The following is a 24,121-nucleotide window of genomic DNA, read 5'->3' as shown; positions in this document are numbered from 1 at the left end:
ACGGTGCGACGCATGCGGTACGACGCGGAGCGCGCGAGCCGCGTGAGTTACCCCACCGCCAGCAGAATCACCAGGACCACAGCCCCGGCGACGACGGGTCCCAGTACCTCCCACGCCCAGCGGACGCTCACCTCGGTCGGGGCGTCGGCGGACTCGGTCCCCGGGCGGTACCCCTCGTGCAGGGACCGCAGGTCCGCCATGGAGCGGTCGCCGGAGGCGAGGTCGTCCCCCGTGTCGACATCCGTCGTACGCATCCCGGCGCCGAACAGCGGCATCCCCCCGCCGGCGCTCCCCCGAGCGGCGCGGCGTGTCGCCTTCTTGCGGCCCCGGAGGGAGACCGGGATGGCCCAGAGCTGGAACGTGTCGCCCGCGTTGCTGACCGCCTCGTTCGTGTAGTTCGAGCGGACCACCGCGACCTGGGACCAGGGCAGGACGATCACCCGGAAGGGGTTGCGGATGCGGAGGCGTTCCTCGTTGGCGTACACCGCCGGGCGGATCGTGAAGGCCGCCACCAGGGGTACGGCGAGCAGGAGCGCCGCGAGCGCCAGCCACGGCGTACGGCCGTGCCCGACGACGACCGCGTCGATGCCGAGCCAGCCGCCGATGCCGAGCAGCAGGACTCCGCCGACGATGCCGGCGGGTGAGCGGTAGACGCGGTCCGGGTACGCGGGACCGGAGGGCTGCGGCTCGTGTGCGGGGGTCGTCATGCGCCCGATTCTGCCCGAAGGGTCTCCCTGGGCCATCTCAGACCCCGGTAGGAGGTACCTGAGAGCCAGACGCGGGCCTCATACCTGGGAGCTGCCTTGCGCGTGATACCCGTAGCTCCCAGGTAGCCGCCTCCCAGGCAGCTGCGGTAAGGCCCACCGGCCCTATACATCCGCTACGCGCGTAGATATGCTCATCTGGTGACCATGCCCACCACTGCACCCCCTGCTGCCCGCTCGGCGCTCGCCGACGTCGCCGCGTCCGACAGCACGCTGCGGCGCTTCCTGCACGGCCTCCCCGGTGTCGACGCGGTCGGCCTGGAGGCGCGTGCCGCCTCGCTCGGGACCCGTTCGATCAAGACCACCGCGAAGGCGTACGCCATCGACCTGGCCATTTCCATGGTCGACCTGACGACGCTGGAAGGCGCGGACACCGCCGGCAAGGTCCGGGCGCTCGGCGCGAAGGCCGTCCACCCCGACCCGACCGACCGTACGACGCCCGCGACGGCGGCCGTCTGCGTGTACCCGGACATGGTCGCGACCGCGAAGGCGGCCGTCGCCGGTTCCGGCGTGAAGGTCGCGTCGGTGGCGACCGCGTTCCCCGCCGGCCGCGCCGCGCTCGACGTCAAGCTGGCCGACGTCCGTGACGCCGTGGCCGCCGGTGCCGACGAGATCGACATGGTCATCGACCGGGGCGCGTTCCTCGCCGGGAACTACCTCAAGGTGTACGACGAGATCGTGGCCGTGAAGGAGGCGTCCGGCGCCGCCCGGCTCAAGGTCATCTTCGAGACCGGCGAGCTGTCGACGTACGACAACATCCGGCGCGCGAGCTGGCTGGGCATGATCGCGGGCGCGGACTTCATCAAGACGTCCACCGGCAAGGTCGCCGTCAACGCGACTCCCGCGAACACCCTGTTGATGCTGGAGGCGGTGCGCGACTTCCGCGCGCAGACCGGCGTACAGGTCGGGGTGAAGCCCGCGGGCGGCATCCGTACGACGAAGGACGCGGTCAAGTTCCTCGTGCTGGTGAACGAGACGGCCGGTGCGGACTGGCTGGACAACCACTGGTTCCGTTTCGGCGCCTCCTCCCTCCTCAACGATCTGCTGATGCAGCGTCAGAAGCTGGCCACCGGCCGCTACTCCGGTCCCGACTACGTGACGGTGGACTGATTCCCCATGGCTTTCGAGTACGCACCCGCACCCGAGTCCCGCTCGGTCGTCGACATCGCGCCGTCCTACGGCCTGTTCATCGACGGCGAGTTCACCGACGCGGCGGACGGCAAGGTTTTCAAGTCCATCTCCCCTTCCACGGAAGAGGTGTTGGCGGAGGTCGCACAGGCCGGTGAGGCCGACGTCGACCGCGCGGTCAGGGCCGCCCGCAAGGCGTTCGAGAAGTGGTCCGCGCTGCCCGGCTCCGAGCGCGCGAAGTACCTCTTCCGCATCGCCCGCATCATCCAGGAGCGCAGCCGCGAACTGGCCGTCCTGGAAACGCTGGACAACGGCAAGCCGATCAAGGAGACGCGGGACGCCGACCTCCCGCTCGTCGCCGCGCACTTCTTCTACTACGCGGGCTGGGCCGACAAGTTGGACCACGCTGGGTACGGCGCGAACCCGCAGCCGCTCGGTGTCGCGGGCCAGGTCATCCCGTGGAACTTCCCGTTGCTGATGCTGGCGTGGAAGATCGCCCCCGCTCTCGCGACCGGCAACACGGTCGTCCTGAAGCCGGCGGAGACCACTCCCCTGTCGGCTCTCTTCTTCGCCGACATCTGCCGTCAGGCGGGCCTCCCCAAGGGTGTCGTCAACATCCTTACGGGGTACGGGGATTCAGGCGCCGCGCTCGTCGCGCACCCGGACGTCAACAAGGTCGCCTTCACCGGCTCGACCGCCGTCGGCAAGGAGATCGCCCGCAGCGTCGCCGGTACCCGCAAGAAGCTGACGCTCGAACTCGGCGGCAAGGGCGCGAACATCGTCTTCGACGACGCCCCGATCGACCAGGCCGTCGAGGGGATCGTCGACGGGATCTTCTTCAACCAGGGCCAAGTCTGCTGCGCCGGAAGCCGGTTGCTGGTCCAGGAGTCCATCCAGGACGAGCTGCTGAACGCGTTGAAGCGCCGCCTGTCCACGCTGCGCCTCGGTGACCCGCTCGACAAGAACACGGACATCGGCGCGATCAACTCCGCCGAACAGCTCGCGCGCATCACGGCGTTGACGGAGCAGGGTGAGGCGGAGGGCGCCGAGCGGTGGTCGCCCGCCTGTGAACTCCCGTCCTCCGGTTACTGGTTCGCGCCGACGCTCTTCACGAACGTCACGCAGGCGCACACCATCGCGCGTGACGAGATCTTCGGTCCCGTCCTGTCCGTGCTGACCTTCCGCACGCCGGACGAGGCCGTCGCCAAGGCCAACAACACCCAGTACGGCCTCTCCGCCGGTATCTGGACCGACAAGGGCTCCCGCATCCTCGCCGTCGCGAGCAAGCTGCGTGCGGGTGTCATCTGGTCCAACACGTTCAACAAGTTCGATCCGACCTCGCCGTTCGGCGGTTACAAGGAGTCGGGTTACGGCCGCGAGGGCGGTCGCCATGGCCTGGAGGCGTACCTCGATGTCTGACCGACTCAGTGTGTTCAAGACCTACAAGCTGTACGTCGGCGGGAAGTTCCCGCGTTCCGAGAGCGGCCGGGTGTACGAGGTGACCGACTCCAAGGGCAACTGGCTGGCCAACGCGCCCCAGTCGAGCCGCAAGGACGCCCGTGACGCGGTCGTCGCCGCGCGCAAGGCGTTCGGCGGGTGGTCGGGCGCGACCGCGTACAACCGGGGTCAGATCCTGTACCGCATCGCCGAGATGCTGGAGGGGCGCCGCGAGCAGTTCACGCGTGAAGTGGCCGAGGCGGAGGGGCTGTCGAAGTCCAAGGCCGCGGCTCAGGTGGACGCGGCGATCGACCGGTGGGTCTGGTACGCGGGGTGGACCGACAAGATCGCGCAGATCGTGGGCGGCGCGAACCCGGTGGCGGGGCCGTACTTCAACCTCTCCACGCCCGAACCGACCGGCGTGGTAGCGGTGTTGGCGCCCCAGGACTCGTCCTTCCTGGGCCTGATCTCGGTGCTGGCCCCGGTCATCGCGACCGGCAACACGGCCGTGGTCATCGCCTCCGAGAAGTCCCCGCTCCCCGCGCTCTCCCTCGGCGAGGTGCTGGCAACGTCCGACGTCCCGGGCGGAGTTGTGAACATCCTCTCCGGCCGCACGGCCGAGATCACCCCGTCCCTCGCCTCCCACCAGGACGTCAACGCGATCGATCTGGCGGGCGCGGACGAGGAGTTGGCGAAGGAGCTGGAGATCGCGGCGGCGGACAACCTAAAGCGCGTCCTGCGTCCACAGCCTGTGGACTGGAACGACCCGCAGGGCACGGACCGCCTCACGGCGTTCCTGGAGACGAAGACGGTCTGGCACACGACGGGGTCGCTGGGGGCGTCGGGTTCGGCGTACTGAGCCGAAAGCCTCACCAAAAATCCTCCCAGGTTCAACAAAGGGCAAGCTAGAGTAAAGTCTGAGCCAAATGGCCTTGCGGCGGCGGTAGTTGCTGCAAGGCCACACGCTTGTCCGAAACTGACCCAGGGGGAAAACTTTGTCAGTCGAAAACATCAAGCGGACCCGACGCCGGCTCCACGCCGTCGCCGCGATCTCGGCGCTGGCCGGGTCGCTCGTCCTCGTCCCGCAGGCCGTGGCCGTGGAATCCGGCGCTCCGGTGGAGCGGTCCGTGTTCCTCAACTCCGAGGGCGGTACGGGCGTCGACCGTCCCGTGCTCGACAGCATCAAGCAGACCTCGAAGGTTCAGGGGATCTCCCTCTCGGAAGCGCTGGACTCCTATGTCGCGCAAGCCGCTTCGGCCGCCCGGCCCACGGCGGAGAGCCAGCCCGACGGGCCGGTGGACACCCCTGACGTGATGGTGGACGACCTGACCGCGGGGCAGTTGGAAGACATCCGGACCATGGCGTCGGACGAGGGAATCCCGCTCGCGGACGCCATCGAACAGTACGGGTGGCAGGACAAGTTCTCCGACATCGCGGAAGAGCTGGAGACCTCCTTCCCGGACGAATTCGCCGGTGCGGTGAAGTCAGCGCACAGCGCGTGGTTCGCGTTCAAGGGAGCGGTTCCCGCCGAAGCCGTCGAACTCGCGGAATCCCTCCCCGTACCGGTCGAGTTGGTGACCAACCGAGGTTTCTCCGAGGTCGACCTCGCGGACGCCCAGCAAGTGGCCCACGCGAACGCGCTCGCCCAGAACGACGTCGCCGACGCAATCAGCTTCTACGACGTCGAGGAGGGGGAGGTCAAGGTCCAGATCGAGCTGAACAGCCCGGCGGCCAAGGCCACTTCGCGCCTGAAGGGCGTCCAGGAAGCGGTGCGGCGGGACGCCTCCGACCACGCTGGTGTCCGCGTCTCGGTGGAAGTGGTGAAGAACGCCTCCCTCGACCAGCAGGACGAGTACATACGCGGTGGCGGTTACCTGTCCGTCGGCTGCACGGCCGGCTTCAACCTGAAGGAGATATCCGGCGACACCAAGCGCCTGGGTACAGCCGGTCACTGCACCACGGGCGGTGGCTCGCAGACCTACTCCAACCACAGCACCCACGGGGGCTCCACCAGCGTCAGCAACGTCTGGACCCACCAGGGCTCCTCGGGCGACCTCGGCTACACGAGCCGGGGCAACAAGACCAGCACGCGCACCTTCTACCAGAGCACCAACAGCACCCGGTACGCGGACGACCGGGGAACCATGCCCGCCGTCGGAACGTCCATCTGCAAGTTCGGCAGAACGTCCGGCAAGACCTGTAGCACCGTCAGCATCCGTAACGCGACAGTGGGTTCCCTCCAGCACATGGTCGTCATGAGGGGCGGCGGCTGCCGTCCCGGTGACAGCGGCGGCCCTTGGTACAACGGTGGAACCGCCTACGGCATCCACTCCGGGGTCCTCAACGACGGGACGGGACGATGCGTCTTCACCCCGGCGTACCTCTTCCAGAACCGCGGTTACGACGTGTGGACGCGGTAGTCAGCCACCAACTCAGAAAGTTGTCCCGGTGAAGCCGATCAAGCTCGTACTCGTCGCCTCCCTGAGCGTGCTGGCGCTCGCCGCCTGCGGAAGTTCCGGCGAGGGGAGCGCCGAACCTCGGGAGTCCTCCTCTCCGAGCACGGAAGAGGTGGTGGTCTCGGGCACCGACAAGATCTCCCTCACCGGTACGGACCCGCAGATCGTCGTGCACGATCTGGCCTTGGCGGCCGACATGTCCGTGGGCGGGCGCCTGGCGTACGTCGAGGCGGGCAAGTGCCTTGTCGTGCACGGCAAGAGGGCGGAGCAGGAGTTCACGATGACTCCGGTCTGGCCCAAAGGGACCGAGGCCGTGCTGAGCGGTGGCAAGCGGGGCGTGAAGGTGCCGGGCTTCGGCCCCGTCCTGGAGGGTGACGCCATCACCGCCGGCGGGAGTTATCTGAAGGCCGACGACAAGCGGGCGGTCGCTTCCGGGATCGACCCGTCGTGCCGGGCGAAGGACGGCTTCATCGTCTTCAACTCGGGCACGTTCGCATAAGAAACAGGTGGAGGGTCACGGCGGAGCCGTGGCCCTCCGTCGCCGTTCACCCCTTCAGCAACCCCGCCACCTGCCCCACCACCGGCAACGACCCGATCGACTGCGCCTGAGCCACCGGCCCGGTCAGTGCCTGGGTCGCGATCGGCTGGAAGTCGGCGAGTTGGGTGCCCGCCCCGTTGTCGAGGGGGTCGACGCCGGTGCCGGCGAGGGGGTTCGGCTTGAGGGCGGTCACCGCGCCGGTCGCGTACGGGAGGGAGCCGAGCGCCCCCTGGAGCCCCGCCTGGGGGTCGATCTGGCCGACGGCGGAGGGGTTCGTGCGGACGGCGTCGACGACCGGCGCGTCGGCCGCGGCAGCCACCCCGGCGCCGGCCCCGAGGGCGACCCCGGCGGTCGCGAGGGCGGCCAGCGCGCGGCGGCCGGTTGAAGAGGAGGGGACGTTCTCGTGCTGAGGCATCTCGCTGCCACCTTTTCGATGCGGGGAGTAATCGAGTCGACGCAGAGGGTAGTTGAAGGGCGCCGTACGCATCAAAGGCGACCCGCGATGATGTGACGCGCGCTTCAAAGGCGCCCCGCGGACTCGTGCCGAGCAGGGCACATGCCGCACACTGGTGTCCCGTGAGTTCCCTTTCCACCCCCACGCGGGTCGTACTGCTGTGCGGCCCCTCCGGCTCCGGCAAGTCCCTCGTCGCGGCCCACTCCGGCCTCCCGGTGCTGCGGCTCGACGACTTCTACAAGGAGGGCGACGACCCGACGCTGCCGCAGGTCGAGGGAAGCTCCGACATCGACTGGGACCACCCGGCGTCGTGGGACACGGAGACGGCCGTCACGGCGATCACGGAGCTGTGCCGCAGTGGCTCCACGGATGTACCCGTGTACGACATCTCGCTCAGCGCGCGCACCGGCAGCGAGACGGTCGACTTCGGTGGTACTCCGGTATTCATCGCGGAGGGCATCTTCGCCGCCGAGATCGTCGAGCGGTGCCGCGAGGAGGGGGTACTCGCGGACGCGCTGTGCCTGAGCCGGGGCCCGGTGAAGACGTTCCGCAGGCGTTTCCTGCGGGACCTCAAGGAGGGCCGCAAGTCGGTCCCCTTCCTGCTGCGCCGGGGCTGGCGCCTGATGCGCGCCGAGCGGGCCATCGTCGCCCGCCAGACCGCACTCGGCGCACACGCCTGCGACCGTGACGAGGCACTGACCCGCCTGGCGGACGCCACCGGCCGCACCCAGACGACGGCACCGACGGCGCCGTAACCCCCAACACCCGGACCACGCCGGGGAGTCGGGCACGAAGGAACACAAAGAAACGGGACTGGACAGACCCCCCGGCCCTCCAGCCCCGCTCCCTGTTCCCCCGTGTTTCCCCCGTGCTCCCCCCTGCGGTACCGCTCCCCGCGACGCTCCCCCGAACGCCGTCCCCCGAAGGTCCCCCCGGTACCGCTCCCCCGCATTCCCCCGATACCCCCGCCACCGCTCCCCCCAGAGCGGAGCCGGGGCCGACCTTCAGGCGACAAGCTCCCCGAAGGCGCTCTCCTCGTCACGGCCGAAGCTGAGGACCTCGTCCTCGCGCAGCCGGCGGAGCGACCGCCAGATGCTGGACTTCACCGTGCCGACACTGATGTCGAGGATCTCCGCGATCTCCGGGTCGGTACGGCCCTCGTAATACCTGAGGACCAGCATCGTCCGCTGGAGTTCCGGCAGCCGGGACAGCGCCTGCCACAGGACCGCGCGCAGCTCCGTGCCGCGCATCGCGTCCGTGTCGCCGGGCGTCTCCGGCAGTTCCTCGGTCGGGTACTCGTTCAGCTTGCGGCGGCGCCACGCGCTGATGTGCAGGTTCGTCATGGTGCGGCGCAGGTAACCGCCTACTGCCGCTTTGTCACTGATCCGGTCCCAGGCCCGGTACGTCGAGAACAGCGCGCTCTGGAGCAGGTCCTCGGCCTCGAACCGGTCGCCGGTCAGGTGGTACGCGGTGGCGTACAGGGAGGCGCGGCGCTCCTGGACGTAGGCGGTGAACTCCGCCTCGCTGATGGAGCGACGCTCCCCCGTGTCCTCCCTGTACGCGGCTCCCCCCGGAACCGCATCCCCCGTTTTCGCGTCAACCACCGTGATGTACGTGGTGTGTTGACGCCCGGCGTTGCGAGCGCACCCCCGCCCGCTCACAACACCGGACTTCTCCGAGCCCCACCGGACGTCGTGGAGACGCGTGACCACTGCGCTGGTGTTCATGCTGTGCAGCGACATGTCGCGCCTCCCGTCGTGGACCTCTGGTGCTCTTGCGCCAGGCCGTCTTGCCCTGTGCCGAGAAGCTTGCCGGGGGACCTTCATGGCCGTGTCCGCCGACTGTCACAGAGCTGTCACAGGGGCCCCTCACGGCGACACCACAGCGGCTGCAAAGGCGTCGGCGGTAGACCGGTGCGTTTGGCCTCCTCACCACCCCCATGGGACCCTTGCGGACATGGGTTACGGCATGGTCCTGGGCGACCCGCTCCCCCGCGCTTCGGCGCGGCGGTGACAGCGGGCCTTCTGCCGTTCCCCCTGCTCCTCGCCCCGTCGAAGTGCCTCCGTTCCCACGGCACTTACGACTTCCAGGAGCATCCCCATGCCCTCCCGCGAGCCCCGGAACGAGACCGCGCCCCGCACCGGGTACGTCCCCGTCGACGACACCCTCCGCGCCTCCACCGCACACCGCCTGACCTCCACCGGCACGGCGCTCCTGTGGCGGGGCGACTACATCAACGCCCGCCAGATGCTTACGGCGTTGAGCCGCCGCATCCCGAACTCGCCGTACGACGAGGCCGGTTCACCGGCGGAGATCTTCCGCCTCCAGCGCCGTGACCGAGCCCGCCGGGCCGAGACGCTGAACCGTCTCCTCGTGGAACTCGACGCGGACCACGCCCTCTCCCTGCGCCGCGCCCCCGACGTCCGCGAAGCCTGCCGCGCCGCGTACGGCCCGCCCGCCGGCCCCTCCGTCGTACCTCTGCGGGAACTCCTGGGAGTGATCGGCGCCCACCAGTGGCAGCTGAGGGGCGTGGAGGTGCCCGCTCTCAGTAACCGCATTCACCCCCGTTACAGCGTCTTCTCCCCCGTACGAGGGGAGTACGTCGACCTCGTCGCCTCCGCCCCCCTCCCCCGCCCCTGCCGTACCGCCTTCGACCTCGGCACCGGAACCGGCGTCCTGGCGGCCGTGCTGGCCCGCAGAGGGGTCGAGCGGATCATCGCGACCGACGTCAACCCGCGCGCCCTCGCCTGCGCCGAGGAGAACGCGCGCCGCCTCGGACACGGCGCGCGGATCGCCGTACAGGGCCCGGCGCTGTACCCGTCACAGGGCCGCGCCGACCTCGTCGTCTGCAACCCCCCGTGGCTGCCGGGCACGCCGAGCGGCGGGCTGGAGCTGGGGGTGTACGACCAGGACAGCGGGATGCTCCAAGCGTTCCTCGCCGGGTTGTGCAACCGGTTGCTACCGCATGGCGAGGGCTGGCTGATCATGTCGGATCTCGCCGAGCTGCTGGGCCTGCGGACCCGGGAGGAGTTGCTGCGACTTTTTCGCGCCAGCGGCCTCACCGTCGTAGGAAGGCACGACGTACGCCCCCGGCACCGACGCGCGAAGGACCGGAGTGACCCGTTGTATACGGTCCGCAGCGCGGAGGTGACCTCGCTGTGGCGGTTGGGGATCAGGGTGTAACCGGGTAGTACCTGTGGGGGCTCGTAAAGGCGTTATAAGCCCCCACCTGTCGAACCTCACCCCCTGTATGGGCCAGAATGAGGCCGTGCCTTCCCTGTTGCTGATCGAGGACGACGACGCCATCCGTACGGCCCTGGAGCTCTCACTGACGCGCCAGGGGCACCGCGTGGCGACCGCTGCCAGTGGAGAGGACGGTCTGAAACTGCTGCGTGAGCAGCGACCGGATCTGATCGTGCTGGATGTGATGCTGCCCGGCATCGACGGGTTCGAGGTGTGCCGGCGCATCCGGCGCACGGACCAGTTGCCGATCATCCTGCTGACCGCGCGCAACGACGACATCGACGTCGTGGTGGGCCTGGAGTCCGGCGCGGACGACTACGTCGTGAAGCCGGTCCAGGGCCGGGTGCTGGACGCCCGGATCCGGGCCGTGCTGCGGCGCGGTGAGCGGGAGTCGAGCGACTCGGCGACGTTCGGCAGCCTCGTCATCGACCGTTCGGCGATGACGGTGACGAAGAACGGCCAGGACCTCCAACTCACGCCCACCGAGCTGCGGTTGCTGCTCGAACTGAGCCGGCGGCCCGGACAGGCCCTGTCGCGGCAGCAGTTGCTGCGGCTCGTGTGGGAGCACGACTACCTCGGTGACTCGCGGCTGGTGGACGCGTGTGTCCAGCGGCTGCGCGCCAAGATCGAGGACGTGCCGTCGTCGCCCACGCTGATCCGTACCGTCCGGGGTGTCGGCTACCGCCTGGACGCGCCTCAGTGACCCAGGCCGCACCAGGTTTCCGCGGCTGGTCCGCGTTTCGCAAAGTGGTCCTGTCCCGGCTGCGCTTCACGAGCCTGCGCCTGCGGCTGGTCGTCGTGTTCGGCGCGGTCGCGCTCGCCACGGCCGTCTCGGCGTCCGGCATCGCCTACTGGCTCAACCGCGAGGCCGTGCTGACGCGCGCGCAGGACGCGGTGCTGAAGGACTTCCGTACGGAGATGCAGAACCGCGCGGGCGCGCTCCCCGAGCGTCCCTCGCAGACCGAACTCCAGCGCACCGCCGCGCAGATGGCCAACTCCAGTCAGCGTTTCAGTGTGTTGCTGGTCGCGGCCGACGACGTTGGGCGGACGGTGTACGGCAACTCCGGTGGTCTGAGCGGGTTCTCGCTGGACGATGTGCCGGAGTCGCTGCGGCGCGCGGTGAACAAGCAGCAGTCGGTGTCGGGGGCCAACAGGGCGCCGTACCACCTGTTCTGGCAGCGGGTCGTCGATCACGGCACGCCGTATCTGGTCGCCGGGACGAAGGTCGACGGGGGTGGTCCGACCGGGTACATGCGCAAGTCGCTGGAGCCCGAGGCGAAGGACCTCAACTCCCTTGCCTGGTCGCTGGGGATCGCCACCGGGCTCGCGCTGATCGGGGCGGCGCTGATCGCGCAGGCCGCGTCCACGACCGTGCTGAAACCCGTGCACCGGCTGGGAGTTGCCGCGCGGCATCTCGGCGAGGGGCGGCTCGACACGCGGCTCCAGGTGTCCGGTACGGATGAACTCGCCGATCTGTCACGGACGTTCAACCGTGCCGCCGAGGCGCTGGAGAAGCGGGTCGCGGACATGGCGGCGCGGGACGAGGCGTCGCGGCGGTTCGTCGCCGACATGAGCCACGAGCTGCGGACGCCGCTGACCGCGATCACGGCCGTGACCGAGGTCCTGGAAGAGGAACTCGAGGCCGAGACCGGCAGCATGGACCCGATGATCGAGCCCGCCGTACGGCTCGTGGTGAGCGAGACGCGGCGGCTCAACGACCTCGTCGAGAACCTGATGGAGGTCACCCGCTTCGACGCGGGGACGGCCCGGCTGGTGCTCGACGTCGTCGACGTGGCCGACCAGATCACCGCCTGCATCGACGCGCGCGCCTGGCTGGACGCGGTCGAACTCGACGCCGAGCGCGGGATTCACGCGCAGCTCGATCCGCGTCGGCTCGACGTCATCCTCGCGAACCTCATCGGCAACGCCCTCAAGCACGGGGGGTCGCCGGTGCGGGTGTCCGTGCGGGAGAGCGCCGACGAGATGGTCATCGCCGTGCGCGACCACGGGCCCGGTATCCCCGAGGAAGTGCTGCCGCATGTCTTCGACCGGTTCTACAAGGCCAGTGCGTCCAGGCCGCGTTCGGAAGGCAGCGGCCTCGGGCTCTCCATCGCGCTGGAGAACGCGCACATCCACGGCGGCGAGATCAGCGCCGCCAACTCCCCTGAAGGCGGTGCGGTGTTCACGCTGAGACTGCCCCGGGGGAGCTGGGAAGTGGTGGAGCGGGAGGACGAGGACGGGGAGACGGCGTCGTGAGGCTGACGGAAGGTGTAACGGACGGGGCGGGCTCAACTGCCGTGACGGCAAAGGGCGTCCCGTCCCGGGTGGCCTCAACTGCCTTGACGGCAAAGGGTCGTACGCGGCTGCTGCTCGTCGCCGCGCTCGGACTCGTCCTCTCCGGGTGCGGCATCCGGGCGACCGAGGTGCCGACCGACTTCGGTGCGGCGCCCTCCCGCGTCCGGTGCTCCGCCGCCGGGTCGGGTACGACCGCCGCGCAGCTGTCGGGCCGGGTGCCGGTGCAGGTGTTCCTGCTGTGCGGGGCGTCGCTCGTCGCCGTCGACCGGGCGGTTCCGGTACCGGACGGGGCAGTCGGGGCCAAGCGCCGGGTGCTGGTCGCCCAGGGGCTGCTGAACGAGCTGGAGGCCAGCCCGTCGTCCCAGGAGAAGGAGTCGGGGTACACGACCGACGTGCGCGAGGGCGTGACCGTCCTCCCGCCGCTGACCGGCACCGACCCCGACGACGCGCTCCGCCTCACCGTCGCGCCGGAGACGCTCTCGCCGTACGCCCTCGCGCAGGTCGTCTGCACCCTCTCCGACTCGGCCGCCTCCGACGGCGACGGCTCCGTGGTCCTGGGCGGCCCGGCGGGCCGGGAGTTGACGCGCTACGAGTGCACGGACGAGGTGAAACAGCGGCCGGGGACCAAGGTGCCGCCGTCGTCGCAGGTGGCGAAGTAAGAGGACCGGTACGTGAGTTGCGGCGGTCGCCGTGACTCACCGTGATCAAGTCCCCGTGTGTGCGGGTGTGGTGAAGGACTCACCCCCCTCCCTGCGGCCCCTGCGGAACCATTCGCCGTGAGCGGTGCGTCTTGGGGGTCGTGCAGCGTCAAGGCCCCATCGGCGGCAGCGCCGTGATCCGTGTCCGCGCGGCGGGAGGTGTTCTCCTCGCCGCTCATCTCGCGTTCGTCGTCTGGTACTCGCTGCGACCGCTGGACGTCCCCTGGGTGATGCCGGCCAACCTGCACCCGCTCGACGGCATCCGCACCGACCTCGGTCTGGGGTGGCACGAGGCGGTCCGCCGGATCGGGCGGGGTCTCCTGCTGCTGGCTCCCCTCGGAGTACTCCTCCCCCTGGTGCACGGCAGGCTGCGGGTCTCCCCGTTCGGCTCGCTGGTGCGTACGTCCGCCGCCGGGGCGATGCTCTCGGTGACGGTGGAGCTGCTCCAGACCGGCGTACCGGGCCAGGTCGTGGACGTCGACTCGATCCTGCTGAACACCCTCGGTGTCGCCCTGGCTCATACCCTGGTGGTACCCGCCGGGAGGTACCTGCTGCGTAGGCGTACGACGCGGCGACGACGGACCGCCGTCCGTCAGGAGGAGCCGTCTCAGGGTCGTACCCCGACGATTCCCAGGGTCGGGATAGCTCCGTAGAGTGACGCTTTACCCGCTTCGTCCTCGTAGCTTTGGGTCATGGAGAGGCGGCCGACAGGGGCCGCGCCTCGACCGAAGCTCACGCAGTGAAGGAGCCCCAGATGTCCCGCCTCGCCCGTCCCACCCACGGCCGCATGATCGGCGGCGTGTGCGCAGCCCTGGCCAACCGCTTCGGCACGTCGGCCACGACGATGCGCGTGATATTCGTCCTGTCCTGCCTCCTGCCGGGGCCTCAGTTCCTGCTCTACATCGCGCTGTGGATCCTCTTCCCGTCGGAGGAGAAGGCGCGGACCACGGGGAGCGCCGCCTGGTAGCCGCCGTCGGGTCACAGGGGTGGCCGAAACCCTCATAGAGTCATCCGGGTGACTTTCGACGAAGCACCAGAGACGACCCCCGACGCCGAACTCCCCCTGCTGACGGCGGCGCAGGCCGATCACCTGCGCTCGCTGGCCGCTCCGCACCTTCGAGGCGGCCACCGGTACTCCCTGCACGACCTGGCCGTCCGCTGCGCCCGGTCCGCTGTGGAGGAGTGGCCCGCGCTGGTGGACGCCCACTTCGGTCACCTGCGGCAGGCGAGCGGGGGCGGCGAGAGCGCCGAGGAGCTGCTGAGGGACGCGCACGTCCGGCTGCTGCCCGCCGAGTCGATCGGCCCGGAGATCGCAGCCGACCTGACGTACGCGCGCGTGGTGGCCGACGGCTTGGTCTTCGCGTACGCCCTGGACGGCCCGACGAGCGTACGCATCCTCACCGACGGGGACGTGGAGCGCGCGGGCCTCGAAGCGCTCGGCAAGGCGGGGTACGACAACCTGGCGCGCGTCCCGGTCGAGCACGACGTGGTCCAGGTCGGCGAGCACACGACGCTGCACAGCCTCTACGGCGACTCCCCGTTCGTCGCGAGCAAGGCCCTGTACCTGGGGGAGGTGGCCCGCCGCGTCACCGGCGAGCCGCTGCCGGAGCACGGCGCGCTGTTCGTCGTACCGACCCGCGACAACCTCGTCTACCACCCGATCGCGGACGGCACGGTCGTGGACGCGCTGAACGCGCTCGCGCAGTTCGCGCTGGGGGCGCACCAGAGCGGCGAGGGGCGCCTGTCGCCGCGCGTGTACTGGTGGTACCGGGGGAAGCTGACGTCCCTGACGGTCATCGACGAGGAGAACCGCAGCTTCTCGATCCAGCCGCCGCCGGAGCTGCTCGCGGCGATGAAGGGCCTGGTCAGGCTGGACGGCGCGGGCCGGCTGCGGACGGCGCTGACCGGGCGGGCGCCGGACGCCGAGGCGCTGGCGCGGGACACGGCGGGGCTGCTGGAGCGGCTGGCCCAGGACCCGTCGGTGCTCGCGGACGCCTTCGCCTCGACGGTGACGCTGGCGCACGCGCGGTGTGCCGTCGACCCGGTCGCGTCCGAACTCGCCACGTGGGACGCCTGGTCGGCGGCGGTCCAGCTCGGGACGCTGCTGTTCACGGGCGGTGAGGCGCGGGAGTTCCTCTTCGACGACCTGGAGGTGCGCCTCCCCGCGTTCCCGGCGGAGCCGCCGGCCGACGCGCGGGCCTGGCTGGACGCGTTGTACCTCGCGCTGGTGTGCCGGGAGTGGGGGCGGGTGTCCCGGCTGGTGGAGGTACCGCTGGAGCGGCTGCGGGAGGACGAGTCGGTCGACGAGTACGTGCTGCACTGGATCGACACGCTGCGGACGTACCTGTCGCGCGGGCCGATGGACGACATCGTGCAGAAGCTGCTGGCGACGATGCAGGCGGGGCACCCGGAGGCCGTCGCGTACACGCCGACCGGGTTCTCCGACCAGGTCGACTACCAGCCGGCCGCGCTGTTCCACCGGATGATCGCGAACGACGACGAGCAGTTCGCGAAGACGCTGGCGGACGCGCTGGAGAAGCACGCGCTGTACTGGGGCGACTCCCCGGCGCCCCGCGCTCAGGTGTCGCTGGGGCTGCTGGCGCTGGCGAGCCTCGCCGGGTCGCAGGAGTTCCCGGTGCCGCAGAAGGAGCGGCTGTTGCCGCTGTACCTGCTGAACGGGGAGCGGGTCGAGGTCATCCCGGCGCCGTGAGAGGCCCGGGGAGAGCAGAACGGGGTGCGCCTGAGGTACTACCCGGGTAGTACCTCAGGCGCACCCCGCAGGGGGTACGTCAGCCGAGCGGGATGCCGTTGATCGGCAGACCGTGGGTGGGCAGGCCCTTGCCGATCGGGAGGCCGCCGAGGAGACCGGCGACGGGAGCGGTGGGGCCGTCGGCCAGCGCGCGCTGGGCGATCGGGGCGACGGCGGCGGCGCTCGTCGCGACGGCGGGCTGGGCCTGGCCGACGACCTCGCCGGCGCCCGGCAGCGCGCTGGTGACACCGCCGAGGGCCTGCGTGGCGTCCGGCAGGGCGGGGGCGGCGGAGGCGGCACCCGCGCCGACGGCGGCGATGGCGGCACCGAGGGCGGCGACACCGAGGGTCTTGGCAGCAGACTGCTTCATGGGAATTGCGTCCTCGAACTCGAAGGGGGCAATGGGGAATGTACGGGAATACGAGCGGTCCCCGACCGTAAACATGCGGAGGCACCCACCGCAAACATCGAAATGCGGACGAGTGGTGAACACCCGTCCGCATCCCGGAGCCCCGAAGCCTCTGCTACCGACCCTGCCCGGTGGAAGAACCGCTGGTGGAGGCCGTCTGCTGGAACAGCCATTCGGATTTCAGCTCGGCGTACCCCGGCTTGATCACGTCATTGATCATGGCGAGTCGTTCATCGAAAGGAATGAACGCCGATTTCATAGCATTGACTGAGAACCACTGCATGTCATCGAGCGTATAACCGAACGCGTCGACCAGGTGCTCGAATTCCCGGCTCATGCTCGTCCCGGACATCAGGCGGTTGTCCGTGTTGACGGTGGCCCGGAAATGCAGTCGCCGCAGCAGTCCGATGGGGTGCTCGGCGTAGGAGGCGGCGGCGCCGGTCTGGAGGTTGGAGCTGGGGCACAGCTCCAACGGGATCCGCTTGTCGCGGACGTACGCGGCGAGCCGGCCGAGCCTCACGCTCCCGTCGTCCGCGACCTCGATGTCGTCGATGATCCGTACGCCGTGGCCGAGCCGGTCGGCGCCGCACCACTGGAGGGCCTGCCAGATCGACGGCAGCCCGAAGGCTTCGCCGGCGTGGATCGTGAAGTGGTTGTTCGCGCGCTTCAGGTACTCGAAGGCGTCGAGGTGCCGGGTCGGCGGGTGACCGGCCTCGGCGCCCGCGATGTCGAAGCCGACGACGCCCGAGTCGCGGTACGTGTTGGCGAGTTCGGCGATCTCCAGGGCGCGGGCGGCGTGCCGCATCGCTGTGAGGAGGGCGCCGACGCGGATGCGGTGGCCGTTCTCGCGGGCCCGGCGCTCGCCCTCGCGGAAGCCCTCGGTGACCGCCTCGACGACCTCTTCGAGGCTCAGCCCGCCGTCGAGGTGCTGCTCGGGGGCGTACCGCACCTCCGCGTAGACCACGCCGTCCTCGGCGAGGTCCTCCGCGCACTCGGCGGCGACCCTGACCAGCGCGTCGCGCGTCTGCATGACGCCGACGGTGTGCCAGAAGGTCTCCAGGTACCGCTCCAGCGAACCGGAGTCGGCGGCCTCGCGGAACCAGACGCCGAGCTTGTCGGCGTCACTCTCAGGTAGCCCCGAGTACCCGTACTCGCGGGCTAGGTCGACGATCGTGCCGGGACGCAGCCCGCCGTCGAGGTGGTCGTGCAACAGAACCTTGGGCGCCCGACGGATCTGGTCCGGTGTCGGGGTGACGCCCCTGGGGATGCTCTGGCTCGTCATCCCGGCACAGTAACTCCTACGCGCGTAGACGGCTCGGCTCAGCGCACCGCCGATACGCAAAGGTGACCCCACGGACGGGTGGAGTACACCGGCGCTTCTGACACTGTTCTGCCATGGCACAGCATGTGACGCCGCTCCGAACCCCCCACCTGGGCAAGGCGATCGGCCCCGAGCCGACCTCCGTCAGCGGAGCGGTTCTGCTCCTCCCCGGCGGCGAGGAGCTCTCCGAGCGCAAGCCGTCCCCCATGTGGGCGACGTCCTCCGTACGCGCCCTCGGCCGCCGCCTCGCCCGCGCGGGGCGCGCCGAGGGGCTCGCCGTCCACGCCGTCCACTACCGCTATCGCGGGTGGAACGGGACGGAGGCGCATCTCGCCGCCGACGCGCTCTGGGGGGCCGACGAGGTCGTACGCCGGTACGGTGACGTCCCCGTCTGCCTCGCCGGGGTCGGGATGGGGGCGCGGGCCGCACTGCGGGCCGCCGGGCATGATGCCGTCAACTCCGTTCTCGCGCTGGCTCCTTGGCTGCCGGAGGAGGATGTGGCGGCGTCTCCCGAGCCGGTCAAGCAGCTTGTGGGGCGGCGGGTGTTGATCGTGCACGGCACCAATGACGAGCGTACGGACCCGGAGTTGTCGTTTCGGCTCGCGGCTCGGGCGAAGAAGGCGAACCGGGATGTGTGCCGGTTCGAAGTGCACTCCGATGGGCACGGGTTGCATCAGTACCGGGGTGAAGTGCAGGCGTTGGCCGAGGACTTCGTGATGGGGACGTTGTACGGGCGAGGGTTCGCGAGGCCGTTGGAGGATGCGTTGGCTGCGCCGCCGCCGCTGGGGTTGAGGATGCCGTTGGCTGTGGGGTTCGGGGCGTCGTTGCGGAGGTAGTTGGCCGTCGGTCGGGTGCGGGTTCGTTGTGGTTGCTCGCGCCCGCGCGGCGGAGCCGCAAATTGACACAGCCCCGCGCCCCTAGGGCAAGAGAGTTCCCCTTCTCGACAAGAGAAACTTCTTGAAGGCAGCCACCGGGGGCGTGTCCGGATGGCCGTCCAGCCATGCCACCCCGATCTCCCGTACCGCCCTCGGCGACGTCACCGTCAGTTCTGCCACCCCTGGTCTCGGTACCGCCGGCGGCGGCAGGAGTGCTACCCCTAGTCCTGCCGCCACCAGTCCTCTAAGCGTCTCCGCCTCCTCCCCCTCGAAGGCGATGCGTGGCCGGAAGCCTGCCTGCTGGCACAGATCGTCGGTGATCCGGCGTAGCCCGTACCCGGGTTCCAGGGTCACGAACGTCTCCTCGGCGGCCTCGGACAGACGGACCCGGCGGCGGGCGGCGAGCCGGTGGTCGGCGGGGACAACCAGCCGGAGTTTCTGTTCGTCCAGGCGACGCGCCACCAGGTCCGGCGCGTCCGGCACCGGGGAGGTCAGGCAGAGGTCCAACTCCCCTGTCCGCAAACGCTCGATCATCGCCTCGCCGTAGTTCTGCACGAGGCTGAACCGCACCCGGGGATGGTCCGCGCGGAAGGCGTGGATGAGCGCCGGCACGGTCTCCGCGCCCATCGTGTGCAGAAATCCGAACGCCACCTTGCCCGTTGCCGCGTCCGCGTCGGCCCGTACCGCGTCGGCGGCTTTCTGGATCTCCCCCAACGCCCGTTCCACAGAGGCGAGAAAGGTCCGTCCGGCGGGCGTCAGCGAGACCGTACGGCCCCGGCGCGCGAACAGGTCCACCCCGAGGTCCCGCTCCAGCCGGACCATAGCCCGCGACAGCGTCGACTGCGGGACCTGTAGCTCCTGAGCGGCCCTGGTCACATGCTCCGTACGGGCCACCCCGGCGAAGTACGCGAGCCTCGGAGCGAGCAGCGTCGTCATGTCTTCCGTGTCACCGGACGGTGACAGATGACCCTGTGACCTCGGTTGATGCACCATGGGAACGATTATGACGAGTCCGTGCATTGGACGCATCAACGCAGGTCGTCCTACCGTCGGCGTATGCCTTCCGCCAGTACCGAGGCGCCCGTCACCACGGGCGCCCGCGCAGCCGTCCCCTCCGCCGACACCCGTATGCACCCCGGTGACCGCGACTACCGCCGGATGAGCTTCGCGCTGTTCCTCGCGGGCGTCGCGACCTTCGCGCTGCTGTACTCCACGCAGGCTCTACTCCCCCTGATCTCGGGCGAGTTCGGCGTCGCCGCGAGCGATGCGAGCTGGACCGTGGCCGCCGCGACCGGCGGACTCGCGCTGTTCGTCCTGCCGATGAGCGCGCTGTCCGAGCGCTACGGGCGCCGTACGGTCATGACCGCGTCGCTCGCGGTCGCGGTGACCGTCGGGCTGCTGGTGCCGTTCGCACCGTCGCTCGGTGCGCTCGTCGTGCTGCGGGGTGTGCAGGGTGCCGCGCTGGCCGGGCTGCCGGCGTCCGCGACCGCGTACCTCGCGGAGGAGGTCCGGCCGAAGGCGCTGGTCACGGCCATCGGGCTGTTCGTCGCGGGCAACAGCGTCGGCGGGATGAGCGGGCGCGTCATCACCGGGTGGGTCGCGCAGGAGTGGGGCTGGCGGGTCGCCGTAGGGGTGATCGGGGGGCTCGCGGTGGTGTGCGCGGTCGCGTTCCGCGCGCTGCTGCCCGCTCCGCGCCACTTCACGCCGGGGTCGCTGCGGCCTCGCGTGCTGCTGGGCACCGTACGGGGTCATCTGGGTAACCCCCTCCTCCGGAGGCTGTACGCCATCGGCGCGCTCTTCATGACCGTCTTCGGGGGCGTGTACACGGTCATCGGCTACCGGCTCACCGAGGGGCCGTTCTCACTGCCGCAGGGCATCGTGGGGTCGGTATTCCTCGTCTACCTCGTGGGTACGGTGTCGGCCTCCACCGCCGGGCGGCTGGTCGGGCGCGTCGGGCGGCGGGGCGCGCTGTACCTCTCCGGGGGTACGACGGCTACGGGGCTGCTGCTGTCCCTCGCCGGGTCGCTGGCGCTCGTCCTGCTCGGGCTGGTCCTCATCACCGCCGGGTTCTTCGCGGGGCACGCGGTGGCGTCGTCGGCGGTGAGCAAGACGGCGACGAGCGGGCGGGCGCAGGCTTCGGCGCTGTACCAGTCGGCGTACTACATCGGGTCCAGCGTCGGGTCGACCGTCGGGGCGATCGCCTTCCACGCCGGTGGGTGGGGTGGGACCGTCGCGGTGGGGTTGCTGGCGGTGGCGGGGGTTGTGGCGATCACGGTGGCGGGGACTCGGGCGGCTCGGGCTGCTCGGCGGGAGGTTGGGGCGGCGGTTTGATGCCGACGCCGTCCGTGGGGCCCGTGAGACTCCCGGGGCAGGGGTTGTCAGGAGCCTACTCTCACCCCTCTGACCAGCGGATTTGTCAAGTCCAGGGGTGATTGTCAGTGGGGTGCGGTAGCTTCCGAGGAGGTGGACGCGAAGGCGCGTGACACGAAGGCCACAGGGGTGGGTGGACGAGGAATGAGTGACGGTACGACAGCGGTGGCGGACCTCGATGTGCGGCTGGAGAAGCACCGGGTCGAGCTGACCGGGTACTGCTACCGCATGCTGGGCTCGACCTTCGAGGCGGAGGACGCGGTCCAGGACACGCTGGTGCGGGCCTGGCGGAACTACGAGAAGTTCGAGGGCCGGTCCAGCCTGCGCTCGTGGCTGTACCGGATCGCGACGAACGTGTGCCTGGACATGCTGAACGCGGGCAACAAGCGCGCCCGGCCGATCGACCTCAGCGAGTCGACACCCCTCGCACAGGCGGCGCTCTCCCCGCGCCCCGAGAACACCTGGCTCGAACCGATCCCGGACGCGCGAGCGCTCCCCACCGTCGAGGACCCGGCGGAGGCGGCCGTGGCCAAGGAATCCATCCGGCTGGCGTTCATGGCGGCGCTCCAGCAGCTCCCGCCCAAGCAGCGGGCCGTCCTCATCCTCCGCGAGGTCCTCGCGTGGAAGGCCAGCGAGGTCGCGGAGCTGCTCGACACCTCGGTGGCCTCGGTGAACAGCGCCCTCCAGCGCGCCCGCGCGACCCTCGCCGAGCAGCCCGAGGACAAGGGCGCCGCCGCCGACGTCTTCAACTCCCTCGACGACGAACAGAAGAAACTCCTGGAGCGGTACGTCGCCGCCTTCGAGGGGTACGACATGACCGCCCTCACCGCGCTCCTCCACGAGGACGCGATCATGACGATGCCGCCGTTCGACCTGTGGCTCACCGGCCACGCGGACATCACCGGCTTCATGACCACCCTCGGCAAGGGCTGCGAGAACTCCCGCCTCTTCCCCGTCCAGGTCAACGGGCTGCCCGGCTTCGCGCACTACAAGCCGGACCCGGAGAAGGGCGGCTGGTCGCCCTGGTCCATCCAGGTCCTGGAGATCTCGGACGGCCGCCTAACCGGTTTCCACTTCTACCTCGACACCCCCCGCTGGTTCCCCCTCTTCGGCTTCCCCCTCCACCTCAAGGACGAGACCGACCAGCCCTAGCAGCGCGGTGAGCGCCGGGGCGGGGTTCCGCAGCCGTATCCGCCCCCCGGCCCGCTTGGCCACGAGCTGCAACCGGGCCACGAGGTCGACCTGCGCCAACCCCGGCGGCCCGAGCCCGCCCACATCGACAACGACCACCTTCTCAACAGCCACGGCCAACAACCTCCGCACCTCGTCGGAGAGCCCCTCCACCGCATCAGGGGTGAAGGGGCTGCGCGGGATGACTACGGGGAGTCCTTCGGGGTCCACGTGGGGTAGACCCCGGCCGGCCGCTCAACTCATCGGTGAGCCCGAACAACACCGTCAGTCACAAACAGGTGGACTTCCGTTTTTCCGAGGTGCTCGGTAGAACAGCCGGGTGAACGAATCGGTAGCGGAACTGGCCGGGCTCCAGGAACTCATCGACGAAAGCGTCCGCCGTGCCTCTCCGTCCCTGCGCGCCTCGTTCGGACTGCCCGAACAGTCGCTGTCCGCAGCGCAGTTGGTACGGCGGTGCACAGGTGTGTTCCAGGTGATCCTGGCCACCGTCACCGCTTCGGGAGCCCCCAGGTGCGCGCCGGTGGGGGCGTTGTTCGTCGGGGGGAAGCTGTACGTCCCGACCGGCGCCCGATCTCATCGGGCCCGCAACCTCACGGAGCGTCCCGCCCTGAGCCTCAGCCTGTCGGCCGAGGACGGGTTCGCGTTGATCGTGCACGGCACCGGACGGATCATGGACGCCTCCGATCCCGGGTTCGCGGCGGTCGAGGAAGCGCAGTTCCAGGCACGTGGAACGCGGGTGTCGGACTGGGGGAACGGGGTCTTCATCGCCGTCGAGGCGGAGTCGCTGTTCACGTACGCGCGCGATCCGGCATAGGCGCGGCGGTTCGCGAGGGGCATCGAGTTTCGGGATCTCGACTGTCCCGGCCTCGCCGGTGGCGTACCGTCACGATTGGTGACGCACCGACGCCGGCCGGCTTTGTACGCGTGGGTGTCAGCCCCTGTACGAGCCGTGCGGCGTGACCGCGTTCCCCTGCGGGGCGTTGGTCCGGAGAGGTGGTGATCCTATGAAGGAGCGTACGAATACGGCGACCGGGGAGTTCGAGGCCGAGGGCGCGTTGTTGGCCTTCGGTGACAACTGGGACGACGAGGACGCCGGTCCAGAGCCTGCGGACGAGGCCAGCAAGGGGCTCGTCATCGCGTTCGGCCAGACCCTGAAGAAAGTGCGGGAACGAGAGGGAGTTGACCGTCCGACCCTCGGCAAGGCGATTGGGTACTCGCCTGCGACGGTCGCCTCGTACGAACAGGGTCGGCGGATTCCGAGCGGCCCGACCATCGACAAGGCGGACAACTTCCTCCACGCGAACGGGTTGTTGAGCGTGTGGAAGGAGCAGATGGAGCGCGCGCAGTACCCGGCGTTCTTCCAGGGGATGGCGTCGCTGGAGAAGAAAGCCGTCGAGTTGCTCACGTACGACATGTACGTCTTCACCGGTCTGCTTCAGACCGAGGAGTACATGAGGGCGCTGCTGGTAATGCGACGTCCGCTCCTCGACCACGACATCGTCGAGCAGCGGGTGTCGGCGCGGTTGGCGCGGCAGGCCATCTTCGACCGCCAACCCGTGCCAATGCTGAGCTTCGTGATCGACGAGTCGGTTCTCAGGCGTCCGTACGGCGGAAAGGACGTCCTGCGCGGACAGTTGGAGCACCTGCTGGTACTCGGTCAGAAGCCGAACGTCGACATCCAGATCATGCCGCACGACCGGGAGGAAAACGCAGGCGTGGACGGGCCGTTCACGATCGTCATCCGCAAGGACGGCAAACGGTTCGCGTACACGGAGGCTCAGGGAAGCAGCACCTTGCAGACCGACGCGGAGCGAACGACTCTCGCCGCGACCCGTTATGGGATCATCCGATCGCAGGCTCTCCCTCCACGGGAGTCGATGAAACAGATCGAAGGAGTGCTGGGATCGCTATGAACAACGCCGAGTCCTCGACCACCGTTTCCGGTCTCGCCTGGCGCAAGAGCAGCTACAGCGGCGCCGAAGGCGGCGAATGCGTCGAGGTCGCCTGGCGCAAGAGCAGCTACAGCGGCGCTGAGGGCGGCCAGTGCGTCGAGGTCTCGGCCCGCACCACAGCCGTACACGTCCGCGACTCCAAAGACACCAGCCTCCCCCACCTCTCCGTCTCCCGCGACGCATGGAGTGGTTTCGTCGAGCTGGCCTCCACCGAGCCGCGCGTCTGACGGTCGTACCCACC

General features: G+C 69.8%; 26 protein-coding genes. 19 read left to right on the top strand and 7 right to left on the bottom strand.

Annotation, left to right across the window (positions count from 1 at the left end; genetic code table 11):
* Positions 1-47 precede the first annotated feature (47 nt).
* Positions 48-707: a PH domain-containing protein gene (locus tag ACQCO7_RS27030; RefSeq protein WP_464074233.1), complete on the bottom strand. Its 660-nt coding sequence runs from the start codon at positions 705-707 to the stop codon at positions 48-50.
* A gap of 198 nt (positions 708-905) precedes the next feature.
* Here ACQCO7_RS27030 and deoC point away from each other — a divergent pair, with 198 nt between their 5' ends.
* The 5 genes from deoC to ACQCO7_RS27005 all read left to right on the top strand — a co-directional run bounded on the left by deoC (position 906) and on the right by ACQCO7_RS27005 (position 6,284).
* Positions 906-1,874: a deoxyribose-phosphate aldolase gene (gene deoC, locus ACQCO7_RS27025; RefSeq protein ID WP_464074232.1), complete on the top strand. Its 969-nt coding sequence runs from the start codon at positions 906-908 to the stop codon at positions 1,872-1,874.
* A 6-nt stretch (positions 1,875-1,880) separates the two neighbouring features.
* Complete coding sequence (locus ACQCO7_RS27020) at positions 1,881-3,311, top strand: aldehyde dehydrogenase family protein (protein ID WP_338686045.1); 1,431 nt, start codon at positions 1,881-1,883, stop codon at positions 3,309-3,311.
* Positions 3,304-4,188 (top strand): aldehyde dehydrogenase family protein, encoded by an 885-nt coding sequence (locus tag ACQCO7_RS27015; RefSeq protein ID WP_464074231.1) that lies wholly within the window; start codon positions 3,304-3,306, stop codon positions 4,186-4,188. The genes ACQCO7_RS27020 and ACQCO7_RS27015 overlap by 8 nt, the downstream gene beginning before the upstream one ends.
* Positions 4,189-4,324: 136 nt before the next feature.
* Positions 4,325-5,749, top strand: a complete 1,425-nt coding sequence (locus ACQCO7_RS27010; protein WP_464074230.1) for a S1 family peptidase — start codon at positions 4,325-4,327, stop codon at positions 5,747-5,749.
* 28 nt (positions 5,750-5,777) lie between these two features.
* Entirely contained in the window at positions 5,778-6,284 is a 507-nt protein-coding gene (locus tag ACQCO7_RS27005) for a hypothetical protein (protein ID WP_464074229.1), read from the top strand.
* 46 nt (positions 6,285-6,330) lie between these two features.
* On the opposite strand, the gene ACQCO7_RS27000 is transcribed toward ACQCO7_RS27005, so the two are convergent.
* Positions 6,331-6,738: a hypothetical protein gene (locus ACQCO7_RS27000; protein ID WP_464074228.1), complete on the bottom strand. Its 408-nt coding sequence runs from the start codon at positions 6,736-6,738 to the stop codon at positions 6,331-6,333.
* A 92-nt stretch (positions 6,739-6,830) separates the two neighbouring features.
* Here ACQCO7_RS27000 and ACQCO7_RS26995 point away from each other — a divergent pair, with 92 nt between their 5' ends.
* Positions 6,831-7,532, top strand: a complete 702-nt coding sequence (locus ACQCO7_RS26995; RefSeq protein ID WP_464074227.1) for a uridine kinase family protein — start codon at positions 6,831-6,833, stop codon at positions 7,530-7,532.
* A gap of 249 nt (positions 7,533-7,781) precedes the next feature.
* Here ACQCO7_RS26995 and ACQCO7_RS26990 read toward each other — a convergent pair whose 3' ends face one another.
* Positions 7,782-8,519, bottom strand: coding sequence for a SigE family RNA polymerase sigma factor (locus ACQCO7_RS26990; protein ID WP_010352557.1), 738 nt, complete (start codon positions 8,517-8,519; stop codon positions 7,782-7,784).
* A gap of 358 nt (positions 8,520-8,877) precedes the next feature.
* Between ACQCO7_RS26990 and ACQCO7_RS26985 the strand changes: the two genes are divergently transcribed.
* From ACQCO7_RS26985 to ACQCO7_RS26955, 7 genes are all read left to right on the top strand, one after another.
* Positions 8,878-9,960 (top strand): methyltransferase, encoded by a 1,083-nt coding sequence (locus tag ACQCO7_RS26985; protein WP_464074226.1) that lies wholly within the window; start codon positions 8,878-8,880, stop codon positions 9,958-9,960.
* Between the two features lie 85 nt (positions 9,961-10,045).
* The gene (gene afsQ1 / locus ACQCO7_RS26980) at positions 10,046-10,723 is read left to right on the top strand and encodes a two-component system response regulator AfsQ1 (protein ID WP_010352555.1); all 678 of its coding nucleotides are present in this window, start codon (positions 10,046-10,048) and stop codon (positions 10,721-10,723) included.
* Positions 10,720-12,276 (top strand): ATP-binding protein, encoded by a 1,557-nt coding sequence (locus ACQCO7_RS26975; RefSeq protein ID WP_464074225.1) that lies wholly within the window; start codon positions 10,720-10,722, stop codon positions 12,274-12,276. The genes afsQ1 and ACQCO7_RS26975 overlap by 4 nt, the downstream gene beginning before the upstream one ends.
* An 83-nt stretch (positions 12,277-12,359) precedes the next feature.
* A complete protein-coding gene (locus ACQCO7_RS26970) occupies positions 12,360-12,974 on the top strand; it encodes a hypothetical protein (RefSeq protein ID WP_464074224.1) in 615 nt (204 codons plus the stop codon).
* Positions 12,975-13,114: 140 nt separating this feature from the next.
* The gene (locus ACQCO7_RS26965; RefSeq protein WP_464074223.1) at positions 13,115-13,666 is read left to right on the top strand and encodes a VanZ family protein; all 552 of its coding nucleotides are present in this window, start codon (positions 13,115-13,117) and stop codon (positions 13,664-13,666) included.
* 101 nt (positions 13,667-13,767) lie between these two features.
* Positions 13,768-13,980, top strand: a complete 213-nt coding sequence (locus ACQCO7_RS26960) for a PspC domain-containing protein (RefSeq protein ID WP_010352551.1) — start codon at positions 13,768-13,770, stop codon at positions 13,978-13,980.
* A 48-nt stretch (positions 13,981-14,028) separates the two neighbouring features.
* Complete coding sequence (locus ACQCO7_RS26955) at positions 14,029-15,723, top strand: immunity 49 family protein (RefSeq protein WP_464074222.1); 1,695 nt, start codon at positions 14,029-14,031, stop codon at positions 15,721-15,723.
* Between the two features lie 79 nt (positions 15,724-15,802).
* Here ACQCO7_RS26955 and ACQCO7_RS26950 read toward each other — a convergent pair whose 3' ends face one another.
* Positions 15,803-16,132, bottom strand: a complete 330-nt coding sequence (locus ACQCO7_RS26950; RefSeq protein WP_409118537.1) for an ATP-binding protein — start codon at positions 16,130-16,132, stop codon at positions 15,803-15,805.
* A gap of 154 nt (positions 16,133-16,286) precedes the next feature.
* Entirely contained in the window at positions 16,287-17,453 is a 1,167-nt protein-coding gene (locus ACQCO7_RS26945; protein ID WP_464074221.1) for an adenosine deaminase, read from the bottom strand.
* Between the two features lie 113 nt (positions 17,454-17,566).
* On the opposite strand from ACQCO7_RS26945, the gene ACQCO7_RS26940 reads away from it, so the two are divergent.
* Positions 17,567-18,328: an alpha/beta hydrolase gene (locus tag ACQCO7_RS26940; RefSeq protein ID WP_464074220.1), complete on the top strand. Its 762-nt coding sequence runs from the start codon at positions 17,567-17,569 to the stop codon at positions 18,326-18,328.
* An 81-nt stretch (positions 18,329-18,409) separates the two neighbouring features.
* Here the strand turns inward: ACQCO7_RS26940 and ACQCO7_RS26935 are convergent, their stop codons facing one another.
* Positions 18,410-19,360: a LysR family transcriptional regulator gene (locus ACQCO7_RS26935; protein WP_464074219.1), complete on the bottom strand. Its 951-nt coding sequence runs from the start codon at positions 19,358-19,360 to the stop codon at positions 18,410-18,412.
* 63 nt (positions 19,361-19,423) lie between these two features.
* Here ACQCO7_RS26935 and ACQCO7_RS26930 point away from each other — a divergent pair, with 63 nt between their 5' ends.
* Positions 19,424-20,698, top strand: a complete 1,275-nt coding sequence (locus tag ACQCO7_RS26930; protein ID WP_464074218.1) for an MFS transporter — start codon at positions 19,424-19,426, stop codon at positions 20,696-20,698.
* Between the two features lie 183 nt (positions 20,699-20,881).
* Entirely contained in the window at positions 20,882-21,889 is a 1,008-nt protein-coding gene (locus tag ACQCO7_RS26925; RefSeq protein ID WP_464074217.1) for a sigma-70 family RNA polymerase sigma factor, read from the top strand.
* On the opposite strand, the gene ACQCO7_RS26920 is transcribed toward ACQCO7_RS26925, so the two are convergent.
* Positions 21,797-22,042, bottom strand: a complete 246-nt coding sequence (locus ACQCO7_RS26920) for a hypothetical protein (RefSeq protein WP_464077297.1) — start codon at positions 22,040-22,042, stop codon at positions 21,797-21,799. The two genes, ACQCO7_RS26925 and ACQCO7_RS26920, sit on opposite strands and share 93 nt — an antisense overlap.
* 205 nt (positions 22,043-22,247) lie before the next feature.
* Between ACQCO7_RS26920 and ACQCO7_RS26915 the strand changes: the two genes are divergently transcribed.
* The 3 genes from ACQCO7_RS26915 (at position 22,248) to ACQCO7_RS26905 (ending at position 24,107) form a co-directional block, all read left to right on the top strand.
* Entirely contained in the window at positions 22,248-22,742 is a 495-nt protein-coding gene (locus ACQCO7_RS26915; protein WP_464074216.1) for a pyridoxamine 5'-phosphate oxidase family protein, read from the top strand.
* Between the two features lie 190 nt (positions 22,743-22,932).
* Entirely contained in the window at positions 22,933-23,841 is a 909-nt protein-coding gene (locus ACQCO7_RS26910; RefSeq protein WP_464077296.1) for a Scr1 family TA system antitoxin-like transcriptional regulator, read from the top strand.
* Positions 23,838-24,107, top strand: coding sequence for a DUF397 domain-containing protein (locus ACQCO7_RS26905; protein ID WP_464074215.1), 270 nt, complete (start codon positions 23,838-23,840; stop codon positions 24,105-24,107). Before ACQCO7_RS26910 ends, ACQCO7_RS26905 begins: the two co-directional genes overlap by 4 nt.
* Positions 24,108-24,121 lie beyond the last annotated feature (14 nt).

The organism is Streptomyces saintjeani (genome assembly GCF_055409605.1).
This window is presented reverse-complemented; position numbering and strand designations above follow the sequence as displayed.

Coding starts and splice junctions, on each gene's coding strand:
- ACQCO7_RS26935 (WP_464074219.1), bottom strand. CDS start 19,360: ATGGTGCATCAACCGAGGTCACAGGGTCATCTGTCACCGTCCGGTGAC.
- ACQCO7_RS26930 (WP_464074218.1), top strand. CDS start 19,424: ATGCCTTCCGCCAGTACCGAGGCGCCCGTCACCACGGGCGCCCGCGCA.
- ACQCO7_RS26940 (WP_464074220.1), top strand. CDS start 17,567: ATGGCACAGCATGTGACGCCGCTCCGAACCCCCCACCTGGGCAAGGCG.
- ACQCO7_RS26990 (WP_010352557.1), bottom strand. CDS start 8,519: ATGTCGCTGCACAGCATGAACACCAGCGCAGTGGTCACGCGTCTCCAC.
- ACQCO7_RS26985 (WP_464074226.1), top strand. CDS start 8,878: ATGCCCTCCCGCGAGCCCCGGAACGAGACCGCGCCCCGCACCGGGTAC.
- ACQCO7_RS27020 (WP_338686045.1), top strand. CDS start 1,881: ATGGCTTTCGAGTACGCACCCGCACCCGAGTCCCGCTCGGTCGTCGAC.
- ACQCO7_RS26960 (WP_010352551.1), top strand. CDS start 13,768: ATGTCCCGCCTCGCCCGTCCCACCCACGGCCGCATGATCGGCGGCGTG.
- ACQCO7_RS26945 (WP_464074221.1), bottom strand. CDS start 17,453: ATGACGAGCCAGAGCATCCCCAGGGGCGTCACCCCGACACCGGACCAG.
- ACQCO7_RS26910 (WP_464077296.1), top strand. CDS start 22,933: ATGAAGGAGCGTACGAATACGGCGACCGGGGAGTTCGAGGCCGAGGGC.
- ACQCO7_RS26950 (WP_409118537.1), bottom strand. CDS start 16,132: ATGAAGCAGTCTGCTGCCAAGACCCTCGGTGTCGCCGCCCTCGGTGCC.
- ACQCO7_RS27015 (WP_464074231.1), top strand. CDS start 3,304: ATGTCTGACCGACTCAGTGTGTTCAAGACCTACAAGCTGTACGTCGGC.
- ACQCO7_RS27030 (WP_464074233.1), bottom strand. CDS start 707: ATGACGACCCCCGCACACGAGCCGCAGCCCTCCGGTCCCGCGTACCCG.
- ACQCO7_RS26925 (WP_464074217.1), top strand. CDS start 20,882: ATGAGTGACGGTACGACAGCGGTGGCGGACCTCGATGTGCGGCTGGAG.
- ACQCO7_RS26905 (WP_464074215.1), top strand. CDS start 23,838: ATGAACAACGCCGAGTCCTCGACCACCGTTTCCGGTCTCGCCTGGCGC.
- ACQCO7_RS27000 (WP_464074228.1), bottom strand. CDS start 6,738: ATGCCTCAGCACGAGAACGTCCCCTCCTCTTCAACCGGCCGCCGCGCG.